The organism is Marinobacter sp. (assembly GCF_040882185.1).
Classification (GTDB): Bacteria; Pseudomonadota; Gammaproteobacteria; order Pseudomonadales; family Oleiphilaceae; genus Marinobacter.
This window is the reverse complement of sequence record NZ_JBBEBW010000002.1, coordinates 119,752-132,070: the sequence shown is the minus strand read 5'-3', so window position 1 is coordinate 132,070 and position 12,319 is coordinate 119,752. Positions and strand designations below refer to the sequence as shown.

General features: G+C 53.0%; 13 protein-coding genes. 5 read left to right on the top strand and 8 right to left on the bottom strand.

The features are described 5' to 3' along the window. Positions 1-11 precede the first annotated feature (11 nt). The 3 genes from WEB64_RS01625 to WEB64_RS01615 all read right to left on the bottom strand — a co-directional run bounded on the left by WEB64_RS01625 (position 12) and on the right by WEB64_RS01615 (position 2,742). Positions 12-1,199 (bottom strand): diguanylate cyclase, encoded by a 1,188-nt coding sequence (locus WEB64_RS01625; protein WP_368062125.1) that lies wholly within the window; start codon positions 1,197-1,199, stop codon positions 12-14. Between the two features lie 375 nt (positions 1,200-1,574). Continuing rightward, the gene (locus WEB64_RS01620; protein ID WP_368062126.1) at positions 1,575-1,970 is read right to left on the bottom strand and encodes a glutaredoxin family protein; all 396 of its coding nucleotides are present in this window, start codon (positions 1,968-1,970) and stop codon (positions 1,575-1,577) included. A 97-nt stretch (positions 1,971-2,067) separates the two neighbouring features. Then, complete coding sequence (locus WEB64_RS01615) at positions 2,068-2,742, bottom strand: spermidine synthase (protein ID WP_368062127.1); 675 nt, start codon at positions 2,740-2,742, stop codon at positions 2,068-2,070. 167 nt (positions 2,743-2,909) lie between these two features. On the opposite strand from WEB64_RS01615, the gene WEB64_RS01610 reads away from it, so the two are divergent. Beyond that, a complete protein-coding gene (locus WEB64_RS01610; RefSeq protein ID WP_368062128.1) occupies positions 2,910-3,644 on the top strand; it encodes a substrate-binding periplasmic protein in 735 nt (244 codons plus the stop codon). Here the strand turns inward: WEB64_RS01610 and WEB64_RS01605 are convergent. Together WEB64_RS01605 and WEB64_RS01600 are read right to left on the bottom strand one after the other, a co-directional pair. Beyond that, positions 3,641-4,543 carry a LysR family transcriptional regulator gene (locus WEB64_RS01605; protein ID WP_368062129.1) on the bottom strand — a complete coding sequence of 301 codons (903 nt, stop codon included), beginning with the start codon at positions 4,541-4,543 and terminating at the stop codon, positions 3,641-3,643. The genes WEB64_RS01610 and WEB64_RS01605 overlap by 4 nt on opposite strands. Positions 4,544-4,935: 392 nt before the next feature. Continuing rightward, positions 4,936-5,793 (bottom strand): response regulator, encoded by an 858-nt coding sequence (locus tag WEB64_RS01600; protein WP_368062130.1) that lies wholly within the window; start codon positions 5,791-5,793, stop codon positions 4,936-4,938. Positions 5,794-6,028: 235 nt separating this feature from the next. On the opposite strand from WEB64_RS01600, the gene WEB64_RS01595 reads away from it, so the two are divergent. Beyond that, a complete protein-coding gene (locus tag WEB64_RS01595; RefSeq protein ID WP_368062131.1) occupies positions 6,029-6,784 on the top strand; it encodes a Crp/Fnr family transcriptional regulator in 756 nt (251 codons plus the stop codon). A 59-nt stretch (positions 6,785-6,843) separates the two neighbouring features. On the opposite strand, the gene gabT is transcribed toward WEB64_RS01595, so the two are convergent. After that, a complete protein-coding gene (gene gabT, locus WEB64_RS01590; RefSeq protein ID WP_368062132.1) occupies positions 6,844-8,121 on the bottom strand; it encodes a 4-aminobutyrate--2-oxoglutarate transaminase in 1,278 nt (425 codons plus the stop codon). 150 nt (positions 8,122-8,271) lie between these two features. Beyond that, entirely contained in the window at positions 8,272-8,700 is a 429-nt protein-coding gene (locus WEB64_RS01585) for an Lrp/AsnC family transcriptional regulator (RefSeq protein WP_368062133.1), read from the bottom strand. Between the two features lie 109 nt (positions 8,701-8,809). Between WEB64_RS01585 and astA the strand changes: the two genes are divergently transcribed. The 3 genes from astA to WEB64_RS01570 all read left to right on the top strand — a co-directional run bounded on the left by astA (position 8,810) and on the right by WEB64_RS01570 (position 11,668). After that, positions 8,810-9,940 (top strand): arginine N-succinyltransferase, encoded by a 1,131-nt coding sequence (gene astA / locus WEB64_RS01580; protein WP_368062134.1) that lies wholly within the window; start codon positions 8,810-8,812, stop codon positions 9,938-9,940. Positions 9,941-9,963: 23 nt separating this feature from the next. After that, positions 9,964-10,770 carry a DUF1338 domain-containing protein gene (locus WEB64_RS01575; protein ID WP_368062135.1) on the top strand — a complete coding sequence of 269 codons (807 nt, stop codon included), beginning with the start codon at positions 9,964-9,966 and terminating at the stop codon, positions 10,768-10,770. 232 nt (positions 10,771-11,002) lie between these two features. Further along, positions 11,003-11,668, top strand: a complete 666-nt coding sequence (locus WEB64_RS01570; RefSeq protein ID WP_368062136.1) for a hypothetical protein — start codon at positions 11,003-11,005, stop codon at positions 11,666-11,668. A 6-nt stretch (positions 11,669-11,674) separates the two neighbouring features. Here WEB64_RS01570 and WEB64_RS01565 read toward each other — a convergent pair whose 3' ends face one another. After that, positions 11,675-12,082 carry a hypothetical protein gene (locus tag WEB64_RS01565; protein WP_368062137.1) on the bottom strand — a complete coding sequence of 136 codons (408 nt, stop codon included), beginning with the start codon at positions 12,080-12,082 and terminating at the stop codon, positions 11,675-11,677. Positions 12,083-12,319: the final 237 nt, after the last annotated feature.

Genomic DNA, 12,319 nt, shown 5'->3' with positions numbered 1-12,319 from the left:
GGGCTCGGACTTCAGGCAGGTATTGCAGCCGCTTCGCTATTAAGGGGGCCAAATTGAACCTGATTCCTACCCCTGGCCTTGGCCATATACAAAGCGGAATCGGCCTGCACCAGCATACTGGCGAAATCCTCGTCACCGTCCTGTCGATGCGCTCCCCCGATACTGGCTGACAATTGGATCTCCAAGCCATCGATGACGCTGCCATCTTCCTCAATGCGGCCGCGTAATCGCTGGGAAATGCTTTTGGCCTGGGTTTCCGCCGTAGCAGGCAAAGCAATCGCCAGCTCTTCGCCCCCCATGCGTCCAATAATATCCTGGTCCCGAAGTTCCCGACGCAAGGTATCGCTGACCACTTGCAATACCAGGTCGCCAGTCGCATGGCCCCAGGTATCATTGATTTTCTTGAAGTAGTCGAGATCTATCATCAACACGGTAAAAGGCAAGTTCTTCTGGCGACAGTTCTCAAATGCTATGTTAGCAAGATGCAGAAACATTCGCCGGTTATAGAGCTGTGTGAGCTCATCGTATTCCGCCAGCGTTCGCAGAGACTCTTCTGCCTGCACAAAGGCAAGCAGGGGGAACGCCAGCGCAGTACTGGTGGCAAGCACGATGTGGCTTACAAGGATAAACTCAAGAATATCGGTGACGCCAGCGATCACCCCGATGGCATGAGACCAGACCATCACCCCAAGCTGAACCACCATAAGGCAGGCATGGACCATCATAAAGGCCCGTAGAATACCCACGGGCCATTTCGAGCGCACGGCCACCCTGCCCAATAAATGAAACCCGTAAAAGAGCAAACCTGCCATTATCAAGGCGGTAAGAAAGCGGGCAACTTCAGCATTGTTAGCGCTGGCAACCATAAGGATTTCGAATAGCACCCAGACCGCCAACGCTGGCACCATGAGTTGCGCGAGCGGCTTGAGCCCCAGAAATGACCGCAAACCCAGCACTATCATCAGCGGCGACAACATCAGTGCTGTATGGGCGGAAAATACGGTCAGCCACGGCAAATCAATAACCGTCCCAGCTCCCGCCATCAGACACCCGAGGGCAAAAATCCCACAGGAGAGCGACCAGTAGACGAAGCACCGCTGGTAGTTTCGCAGCTGGTAAATTATCCACATGAACCCACCGAGTAGCCCGTTAACGCCAACGGTCATAATCAATAACGTCGGTAGATGCAGATCAATCATCAAATCGAATCCTGCCTGATCGCCATGATTAAGTCTCCACTAGAGGAAGTTGTTGTCGGCTAAAGACTGAGGAGCCACAAATCTGGGCTATTCTAACAAGGAATTCTGCGATGCCCATCAGACAGTACAAAAAACAAACAAATCAGGTCAGGTCAGTTAATGCCAACTCGTACAGACCACGAGTACGCCTTCCACTCAGGAAGCAAAACCCAGTGTAATCAGCAGGGCTGAGATAACTCAGGCTGCCCCCCAAAGCTGGCAAGGACCAGCCATGAGATGTCTTCCACAACCCGGCTCGGGAGCCAGCCAGAGCGCTATCAGATTCACCACCCGAGGTCTGCCATAGATAGAGATTCCGCGGATTACCGATTGGATTCAGGCGTGAACCGGAAAGCGGTTTTGCAGCCAGGTATTGATGGCATCCGATTCGTACAGCCACTCAGGCTCGCTTTCTTCATGAGTAATGAGCAGGCAAGGCACTTTGATCCGTCCACCGCCAGCCTCCAGCGCAGCGCGGTGTTTACTGTCATGCTGGGCATCACGGGTTTCTATATTCAAGCCAAGCCGGGCGATTTCCTTACGGACCTTGATGCAGAATGGGCAGGCACTGAATTGGTAAAGTGCCAGTTTTTGACAGGCACGGTCGACCTCAGCCTGGTCTTCGACGGAACGCGCTGCACCTTTGGGCGTGCTGAGTTTTTCACTGAGCAACATAAAGGGGGTCAGGACCAGACGAAGGGTACGGAAGAAATAGCGAATGATGAGTCTCATGGGTTTGCTGAATGCTCCTGAAATAAATGGGCGCCCAGCATATCATTTCCAGCAGGGGGCGGTATGAGACCGACACCTGCCAACACAAGACGTCTTGCTACCAGGCCAGCCAAATAACATGTCGGGCGCCCTTACCGGGACGATGAGCCCGAACGGTAATGGCCTCGGCTGCAAATCCGATTTTGCGCAAACGCTCGGTAAAGGCAGGATCCTGTCCAGCTGACCAATACGCCACCAAACCGTCCGGGCGCAACGCTGCCTGAGCAGCCGTCAGGCCGGGAATCGAGTATAGCCAGTCGTTCTCTTTGCGGGTCAGGCCTTCCGGCCCATTATCCACATCCAGCAAAATAGCGTCCCAGGCCCCCGCAGAGGCCTTCAACAATTCGCCGACGTCACCGACATGAACCCGGGCCCGCGGGTCTGATAGCGGATGACCCGCAGCTGAACCAAGCGGGCCCCGGTTCCACTCCACCACTTCAGGTACCAATTCGGCAACGGTTACCTCAGCGTCATCATCTACTGCCTGAAGGGCAGCCGCCAGTGTAAACCCCATGCCGAGCCCCCCTATCAGGATCCGGGGCCGGGCTATATCGGCAATGCGCTGACAAGCCAGAGTTGCCAGGGCATCTTCTGAGCCGTGCAAGCGGCTGTTCATCAGCTCACCGGTATCACCGACAATCCGGATTGAAAATTCGTCATTGCGCTGGAGCAGCCGTAGTTCGGTGCCCTGGCCTGGAATTTTAGCGGTACCTATCTGGTTAAAACGGGCCATGGGACCTCATCATGGAAATAATCTGGATGAGGATAGTAGCGCGTGGGCCCTGGCGGATACCAGGCTCCTCGAAGTTGTTAGCAATGTGAATTATGTCAGACTGGTGTAATCTGATTGCAAGCACTTCGATTCATCACCCTGACAGAATATCTAATCCGGGCTAAGACATGATTTTGCGCAGTATGCTTGTGTTCTTTTTGGCGATTGGCAGTGCAACAGCGAAAACTCTGACACTGGCTGCCGAGGAGGATTATTATCCATTCTCCGCTGAGGTCGAGGGTGAACTGGTCGGACTGGTGCCGGAGGTGACTTTGGCAGCGTTCAATGCCGTCGGTATAGAGGTCGATTTCCGGATAGGCCCCTATTCCAGAGTGCTTTTCCTGGTTGAAAGCGGAGACGTAGTCGGCGGTTTTACCGGCGCTATTGATGAGTCCAATGAGTCTGACTTCTATTGGCACTCCACGCCGTTGAGTGTGGTACGGCTGGCGATCTGGGCCAGAGCGGGCTTCAGCAAACAAAGTCTTACCGCCAAAGACATGGAGGGCCAGAAGGTCTCGGTAACCAGGGGGTTTTTCTACACTGACGCTATCGACACCAATGACGAAGTTCGGAAAATTGAAGCCCCCTCGGATGCGAGCAGCCTGAAGATGCTGGCATTGGGAAGATCAGACTACGCCCTGGTGACAGAGAAAATTGGCCGTACCATCATTCGCGAGTCCGGCAATACCATGGCGGGGAATCGTCTTGAAATTGTGGGGCTTATCGGTGAAGTGCCGTTGTTCGCTTTTTTCTCCAAGGCACACCCTGGGGGGGAAAATGCGGCCAGATTGTTTCAGGAGGGTTTTGAGATCATCATCGAGAACGGAACCTACGCCCGGATAATGGAACGCTGGCAGAACTAGTGTCCCTCCCGAACCCGACCCTCAAGCAAGGGCTGAAGCTCGCGCAATTTATCCGCCAGAAACTCCAGAACCATTCTTACCCGCGCCATTTGCCGTAAATCCTGATGGGTCAGCAGCCACAAGTCTGTTCCCTCACCTTCTAACGGCGGCGACAACTGTTTCAAACCCGGCGCGCTATCGCCCATATAGCACGGAATCACGCCCACACCGGTGCCAGAACAGATCATTGAATACATCCCGTACAAACTGTTGCAACGAATAACCGGCTGGGTGTCTTTCAGGTGTTTACGATACCAACGGTTAGTTGCCAGGTGACTGAAACTGTCATCAGGCACCACCCAGGCTTCGGCTTCAGGATTTTCGGGATCAAAGGGCGGGTGATCATTAATGTAATCAGCTGAGGCATATATGGCGGACTCAATCACGCCAATTCGGCGGCCAATCAGCGTCTCCTGCGGCTCGTTCGTAGGCCTCAAGGCAATATCGGTATCCCGGCGGCTGAGGCTAAGCACTTCATTGCCGGTCGTCACCTCCAACTGAATACCCGGATAAACCGCCACAAATTCACTGAGAATCGGATTTATCAGACAGCTCAGCAGCGTATCCGTGGTTGCCAGTCGAACTTTTCCGGCGGGCCTGGCGTCCTGGCCCATCAACTTTCGCTCCAGGCTGTCCATGTCCTGACGCATTCGCTCAGCCTCATTGAACGCGGTCTCTCCCACCGCCGTCAATTGAACCCCGTCCCGGGTGCGCTCGAATAACTGCACGCCGAGTTGTTCTTCCATCTGATCAAGGCGGCGCAACACGGTGGTCTGATGAACACCAAGAATGTCGCCAGCCCGGGCAAGAGTGCCGCCGGAGGCTAAAGCATGTATGTATCGAAGGTAATCCCAGTCCATTGTCGCTGCATTTTTGCAAGTTAAGTATGAGTTTTAACGTATTTAGACTGCAAAAATAAACCTTTAAAGTACGCATAACAAGTCGATGACGACTTCAATGCAGCGAGAAAGGAGGTAAACCACCATGAACTACCAGAACCAAAGCACCCTTCAAACTGTACCCTCCAGCATCCTGCACAACAGCACGGATGTCCGGGCACAGTACACAAGGGCAGCTGCACGTCAGGCGGTAAATTTTACCGGCAGAAACCTGAAAACCGTCTATAGACAGCTTCGTAACAAACTGGCCTGGCAAGGCCCAACGGCCCCTCAGAGCTGAGATGAATGTGGGTGGCAGCCGGTGCCGCCATCCCACTTCACTGCTGCAGTCAGAACAAAGGAAGAGCCCCCACTCAGGACTCTTCCTTTTTCACATAATTCTCGATAAGTTGCTGCAAACCATCTGCATTCAGGGGCTTACTACAAAAGCCATTCATCCCGGACGCAAGACACCGCTCCCGGTAGCCGTGGCAGGTGTTACTCGTCACTGCGATAATTGCGGTATCCGCATTTACACGGGAATTCGTCCTGATTTGCTTGGCAGCTTCGATACCGTCCATATTAGGCATCTGACCATCCATAAGAATCAAATCCCAGTGCTCATACATCGCGGCTTCCACAGCGGCCATGCCGTCCTGGGCACTCTTGGACTCCACCCCAAGTTGCAACAACTGCTTCCGTAGCGTCATTCGGTTACAGGCATCATCGTCCGCCACCAGAACTTTAAGACGTCGCGCAGGCTCCTGCCCCATCGACTGCGGAGCCTCATTCCTTAGGTCGGATACTGCTGCCTCTCTCTGCGACTTGGGTGCTACGACGGCTGAGGTATCCTTACGCTGGAAAGGTTCTGCTTCTGGACGCGCTCCCAGTGGGATGGTGGGCGTCATTCGTGCCGCCGGTGCTCCCGCTCTTGTCATTCGCTGCATGCGATAGATCCAGCCTGCAAACGCTAGCAACATGGCCATAACAGCAATAAAAATACTGGCTGGCACGTAGAGTGATAGCCAGGGCTCTGCCGGGGCCAAGCCTAAATTTTCAAAACTCGTCCAAAACAAAGCCGAAATAACAGGCACTCCAATAACAATAATGTAAAACAGATAGTTATAGTATCTATCGAGCCAGTTCGAATTAGCAGACTGGTCAATAGGGGGGATTAAGTCGAACTCTTCCCGATAGGCTCTGGACTTTTTAAATAGCTGCAACGAGTGCATGATTATTCTCCCCCGAGGCTTAATCGCTCGGTATTGGCAAAACATTCATCGGTAGAACGCCATTACCCCGGCGTATACCAAAGGAGGAACCTAGCTTGATGTTTCGTAACATTGCGTCAGCGTTCCATTACAATTCGTGTATATAATGTGAAAAGAAATTTAACACCATGACAAGTTCGACGACATAACATAGGTTAAACCACGATCAGAACATGGGGATGAGAGAGAAAATCTTATGGGTTCCAGTTGTATTATCAAGCACTTCGAGTACTATTCACCACTCTCTGATGGAGACAAAGAATTATTGGATTCTCTCGAAAAAGCACCCAGAGCCGTGCGCAAAAATGAGTCCGTTTGGCAGCAAGGCTCTCCAACCGAGCATTTTTATACGGTCAGCAAAGGGTGGGTATACGCCTACCGGAATATGGAAGACGGCACCCGCCAAGTACTCGATCTTTTTGTGCCAGGAGATATTGTGGGGCTTCGGGAGTTCGCTTTTCGAAAACGAATTTCTGGGCTGAACGCCTTGACCGATGCAGAGATCTGCCCGTTTCCAAAAAAACGAATGGTAGATGTTTTTTCTCAATCGCTGCTGTTGAGCAACATATTTTTCATGATTGCTTCACGGGACCAGTCGATTCTCCTGGAACGGCTGGTCAACCTTGGTCGGAGATCTGCCAAAGCAAAACTGGCGCACTTTCTGGTTGAAATATCGCAACGGCTGGCAAAAACAAATGTCGATATCAGCAACCACTACAAGATACCTCTGAGCCAGGGGCTGCTCGCAGACGCCTTGGGTCTGAGTGCAGTCCATGTAAACCGGACGTTTCATGAGCTCAAAGAGGAAGGTCTGATCAATCCCGGGCACGGCGGCATTGAACTGCTTGATCTGGAGGGGCTGAAAAAGGTCGCAGGTTTTGATCCGTGTTATCTGGATGAAGATATTGACGGTATGCTGGGAGAAGTTCGGTCACGATACGTGGCAAGCTGAAGGGGCACTATGCTGACCAGAACAGAGCGGCTGGCCAGCATAGTTAGGTAGGCTCAAGATCAGGACACTTCGCTAAGCGCCTCTTCAACGATTTTCAGGCCTTCCTCCAACACATCGTCTTCAATCGTAACTGGCATCAGGAACCGAATGGTGTTGCCATACATGCCGCAGCTCAACAGGATAAGGCCCTTCTCTTTAGCCTTCTTGGTGACGGCAGCGGCCAGATCAGCACGGGGTTCACGGTTGGCCTTGTCGGTTACCAGCTCAAACGCCGCCATTGGCCCAACGTTACGGGCGTTATCGACATGGCTGAAACGGTCCTGCCAATCGGCAAACCGGCTTTGAAGCTTCTCACCCAAACGCTGACTCATACCGAGAATATCTTCATCCTCAAAGACTTTCATCGCCGCCAATGCTGCAGCGCAAGCCGTTGGACTGCCGGTGTAGGTACCGCCGAGAGAATTGGGGCCACAGCTGTCCATAATTTTGTCAGTGCCGACAATCGCCGATATCGGCATACCATCGGCCATGCTCTTGGCCATGGTCATCATGTCCGGCTCAACACCACTGTGTTCAATCGCAAACATTTTACCGGTACGGCCAAACCCGCTCTGCACTTCATCCGCAATCATGATGATGCCGTGCTCGTCACAGATCTCACGAATCGCCTTCAGGAAGGTATGAGGTGCCGCATAGAAACCGCCCTCGCCCAAAATCGGCTCAATAATGATCGCGGCGGTGTCTTTCGGATTCGCATCGGTTTTCATGACCATTTTCAGGCCACGCAGCGCTTCATCTTCGGTCACACCGTGATAAGGCACCGGATACGGCGCGCGGAAAACGGTGCCCGGCATCGGGCCAAAATCCGTCTGGTACGGATTAACCTTGCCGTTCATGGCCATAGTCATGAATGTACGACCGTGATAGCCGCCATCGAAACAAATCACGTTCGTCCGGCCAGTGGCGGCACGGGCAATCTTCAACGCATTTTCCAGCGCCTCGGCACCGGAATTCGCCAGCATTACTTTGGCGTGGCCACGAACCGGTACTATCTGGCTCAATTTTTCAGCCACTTTTACATAGCCCTCATAGGGCATGACGGTCTGGCAGGTGTGCATGACTTTATCGAGCTGGGCTTTTACCGCTTCAACCACTTTCGGGTGGCGGTGTCCCAGATTCAGTACGCCTATGCCGCCAGCAAAATCAATCATCCGCTTACCGTCGGCATCCCATAATTCAGCGTTCTTCGCGTGATCAGCAAACTGCTCATTCGGGCTTGCTGCACCAGCGGCGACGTATTTTTCCTTCAATGCCTGCAACTCTTTGTTGCTGCTCATGCGTTCGTCTCCATTGGCCATGTCATTAATATCCAGACCAACAGTATGGCGCTTTGCCGGGCATTTTTCCAAGGCTTGAGGCGTTTACTCGGCCACCAAATCGTTTTAACACGCTCAGGTTGGAGTAAAGTGCTTCAATGGATTTGAAAACTATCGTCGAAATCGAGTTTCCAGCACCACGGCCGAATTGGTCCGCTCTACCCCTTCCAGGTTTCCGATCTCGTCCAGTACGGCGCTGAGCGACTCAAGCGACTGAGCCTGCACGATGGCGATAAGATCATACTCGCCACTCACGGAATAGAGCTGAGCTACCTGTCCAATCTGCTCAAGTGCCAAATTGGTTCGGGTTGTGAGCTTCTGATGAACCTTGATAGAAACGTGAGCCTCAACCTGATTGGCCGTGTATTCACCGCCTACTTCAACCGCATAGCCCCGAATAACCCCGGCGGCTTCAAGCCTGGCGATACGGTTTTGCACCGTGGAACGGGACATATCCATCGCCCGCGCAAGATCAGACACGCTCATGCGGGCATCCTGCCGCAACAGCATAAGTAACTTTTGGTCTTGATGATTTATCATATTGGTCAATATTCAGATTATTTTGAACAATAGTCGCACTATTTCGCTAAATTTGTAACTTCAAAACGACATACAGACCGCTCATACTGGCGCCAAGAGGAGGCCAGCCATGATCATTCGACCTATCGCTCACCAGGATCTGCCAGCTTTACATCAAATGGCGATCGAATCCGGTCCGGGGTTTACTTCCCTGATGGACGATATCGACTATCTGGGCGGAAAAATCCAGCAGTCCATCGACAGCTTCGGTACCGATGTGAAAACCCCCGGTCAGCAAAGTTATCTGTTTGTGCTGGAAGATGAGCTGACCGGCGATGTTATGGGAATCTCGGGTATCAAGGCCGCCGCGGGTCTCGACAGCCCCCTCTATCATTATCATAAGAGCCAGTTGGTGCATCATTCCCGCGAGTTGGGTATCTTCAAACGCATTGACGTTCTGAACATGTGTAACCACTACACCGGTTGTACCGAGGTTTGCACGCTCTTCCTGCGTCCACGATTTCGCCGCATCCATGCAGGCAAACTGTTGTCAAAGGTCCGCTTCCTTTTTATGGCGCAGCACCCGGAACGTTTTGCTAACACCGTCATTGCCGAAATGCGGGGGGTCTCAACCAAAAATGGCCACTCTCCCTTCTGGAACTGGCTCAACGAGCACTTTATCGACCTGGACTTTGCCGCAGTGACCGAACTGGTTGGGACCGGCAACAATGGTTTTATCGCCGAACTGATGCCCAAATACCCCCTTTACACTCAGCTACTCAGTAAAGAGGCCCGAGCGGTTATCGGTCAGGTTCATGAGGACACCCGGCCAGCACTCCATATGCTGGAGAGCGAAGGCTTTCGCCATAAAGGCTATGTCGACCTGTTTGATGCCGGACCGACCGTTGAGGCGGAATTCAGCCAGATCAGCAGCGTTGCCAATTCACTTCAATGCCAGGTGCAGATCATCAATGCGGGTACTCCCTTGCTAAGCCGGCACAAAAAAGCTGAAAACCCACGTGAATTACTGGCCATTGCGAATACCCATACCAGCGAGTTCCGGGCGACAGTGACCGATCAGGCCACTTACCTGCCCCAGCATAACCTGCTACAACTACCGGCAAAGCTGGCGGCTGCTCTCGGCTTGAAGAATGGAGCATCTGCGCGATGCCTTCGGCTATCCGCGACTGTGGCGCGCACTTTGCCGGACGCTGCGACAGTGTCAGGAATGGCATTCAACGCGGCAGTTTCCGCCCACTAACTTTCATATCAAGGAGTGACAGAATGCACTCAGACAGAACAACCCTGTTTCGCCACCTGTGGGATAACTATCGCCAGGTAACTCCTTCCGCTGAAGAGATCCATCGCCTCCTGGCAGATACTCAGGGGGGCGAAATTGTCAACGACCATATAGCGCTTCGCACCTTCAACCTTGAGAAGGTGAACCTGAGCAAGCTCGCTGAGCACTTTCTCGCCCTGGGTTACACCGAGGGTGGTGAGTATCACTTTGAAGCGAAGAAACTCTACGCCAAGCATTTCGAGCATGACGACCCCACTGCCCCGAAAGTGTTTATCTCGGAGCTCCTGGTGGAGAAATGTTCGCCCGAACTACAGGCCGTTGTTCACAAGCTGGTCGACCAGGTAGAGCCAGCTTCGGTCAGTGCTGATAACTTTCTCCATTCTGGCACTCACTGGCAGGTGGACTACGACGCCTACCAGCAATTGCTGAACGAGAGTGAATACGCTGCCTGGATGGCGGCTTGGGGTTACCGCGCCAACCACTTCACCGTCAGCGTTAACCAACTGGCCCGTTTCCATACGGTTGAAGAGATTAACGAGGTGCTCAAAGGTGAGGGCTACGTAATCAACAGCTCCGGCGGAGAAGTGAAAGGCTCACCTGAAGAACTACTGGAGCAATCGTCTACCATGGCGGACCGGATCGAAGTCACCTTCAGGGATCAGACCCGGACCATTCCCAGCTGCTTTTACGAGTTCGCGCGACGTTATCCGAAACCCGACGGTCAGCTTTATTCCGGTTTTGTGGCGGCCTCTGCAGACAAAATCTTTGAGAGCACCAATGCAGGGATGTGACACCGTAGGCGCTCAGGCAAGACCTTGTTTTGGCGACTTGCTCTCACAGACGTTAACCTCACTTTACTGCATGTTACGAAGCGCAACGATTTTGCAATTGAACGAAAGTATAAGCGGGCCTACCTTCAAGACTAAACCGCTTGCTGCGTGTAGCAAATGGTTTCACCAATAATAAATTCAATGGCCGCGCGGATTATCCAGAAAGCCATGTCGATCATGCGAGGAGTGCGTGATGTCAGCGTCAGTTAACCATCTTGAAGAACGCATCAGAGACGAGGCCGACCCTCTTCTGGAAATAATGCCGGCAGCCATCACTCTGGCTATGATGCTACGCCACCGCAAGATGGCCGCCTGGCTTCGGGTAGAATTTGAGGGGTACTCCGAAGGTGAATCCCTGCCGCCATACCGCTGCGAGATCCCGGGCCACATCATGGCCAAGTATCCCCAATACGGCTGGATACCCGCACCAGTTGATGAACAGCAGAATCTTGACTTCGGTTGTGTCGACCTCAGTGAAGGTGTGAAAGTAGCTGAACGTGTCTGCATGAACTGCAAAAAGGGCACCGGCAACCAGATTACCCTCTCCCCAGAGCGGCTGGCTCTGCTTCGGTCCCAAATCAATCAGACCGGAGATCTGGCGATCACCATCAGTCGGGTGTCTTACTGTAAAATGCTACGCATTATCCGTTCCGCTGTTTACCTGTGGAGCCTTGAACTCATTGAACTGGGCTTGGCCGGTGACCATAATTCGTTTAAAGAGACGGATAAAGTGAAAGCAGCGCACCTCGATGACCCTGCGGTGTTCTGGCGACGGGCAATGGAAGAGGAAGCCGATCTGCCCATTCCGGACGTCCGCTCGTCAGGCTTCTTTGAGCGTATGTTTGGCCGGACAGGCTGAGCGTGCTTAGCGCCCAGGGGTCTCCTTGCTATTGAGAAATTTACGAACAAAACGGTCAGTGAGAAAAAGCTGCGCCAGCGCAGGATAAGGCAGGAAGTGCAGCAACAGAATCGCAATCGCGGCTCCATCAAAGCCCGTCAGTATTGACACATAAAGCCCCCACGCCAGGAACAACGCTCCCAGAAACCCGATGTAAAACCACAAGGCCCGGGAGCGTTCATCATTGGTTGGTAGACGTCCGAGCGCACGCGCAACGGACCAACTGATATAGGCTGCGATTACTGCCGCAATAATCAGCGAAACAACCACCCCGCTGAAACCCAAAAGGTAGCGGGTGAAAAAGTTAATCAAAAAAAACAGAGCAATGGCGCTTACAACAATGATCGTTACCCGCGAGCGCTTCAGATCTTCCATAAACAACCCTTTGATAGTCCAAACCGGCAACCTGAATTAAAGGGTAACAGCTTTTAAGTCTCGTTGTTCTCACTAAGCGCGCGTTGTTTAGAGGCGTCTGTCACGCATCGGGTCTTTGCGTATGGCTCGCTCACGCAGCCCTGGGTCCGGTGGCTGGTCATGGGCCGGTCGGGCGAATCGGCAGCGCTGCCCGGCCACAAGAAGCAGGATCAGGATGTAAAGCCCGCCCCGGGCATA

Bases quoted from the DNA above. Each gene is read 5' to 3' on its own strand.
- WEB64_RS01605 (WP_368062129.1), bottom strand. From the start codon at position 4,543: ATGGACTGGGATTACCTTCGATACATACATGCTTTAGCCTCCGGCGGC.
- WEB64_RS01615 (WP_368062127.1), bottom strand. From the start codon at position 2,742: ATGGCCCGTTTTAACCAGATAGGTACCGCTAAAATTCCAGGCCAGGGC.
- WEB64_RS01600 (WP_368062130.1), bottom strand. From the start codon at position 5,793: ATGCACTCGTTGCAGCTATTTAAAAAGTCCAGAGCCTATCGGGAAGAG.
- WEB64_RS01625 (WP_368062125.1), bottom strand. From the start codon at position 1,199: ATGATTGATCTGCATCTACCGACGTTATTGATTATGACCGTTGGCGTT.
- WEB64_RS01620 (WP_368062126.1), bottom strand. From the start codon at position 1,970: ATGAGACTCATCATTCGCTATTTCTTCCGTACCCTTCGTCTGGTCCTG.
- WEB64_RS01575 (WP_368062135.1), top strand. From the start codon at position 9,964: ATGCACTCAGACAGAACAACCCTGTTTCGCCACCTGTGGGATAACTAT.
- gabT (WP_368062132.1), bottom strand. From the start codon at position 8,121: ATGAGCAGCAACAAAGAGTTGCAGGCATTGAAGGAAAAATACGTCGCC.
- WEB64_RS01585 (WP_368062133.1), bottom strand. From the start codon at position 8,700: ATGATAAATCATCAAGACCAAAAGTTACTTATGCTGTTGCGGCAGGAT.
- astA (WP_368062134.1), top strand. From the start codon at position 8,810: ATGATCATTCGACCTATCGCTCACCAGGATCTGCCAGCTTTACATCAA.
- WEB64_RS01570 (WP_368062136.1), top strand. From the start codon at position 11,003: ATGTCAGCGTCAGTTAACCATCTTGAAGAACGCATCAGAGACGAGGCC.
- WEB64_RS01595 (WP_368062131.1), top strand. From the start codon at position 6,029: ATGGGTTCCAGTTGTATTATCAAGCACTTCGAGTACTATTCACCACTC.
- WEB64_RS01610 (WP_368062128.1), top strand. From the start codon at position 2,910: ATGATTTTGCGCAGTATGCTTGTGTTCTTTTTGGCGATTGGCAGTGCA.
- WEB64_RS01565 (WP_368062137.1), bottom strand. From the start codon at position 12,082: ATGGAAGATCTGAAGCGCTCGCGGGTAACGATCATTGTTGTAAGCGCC.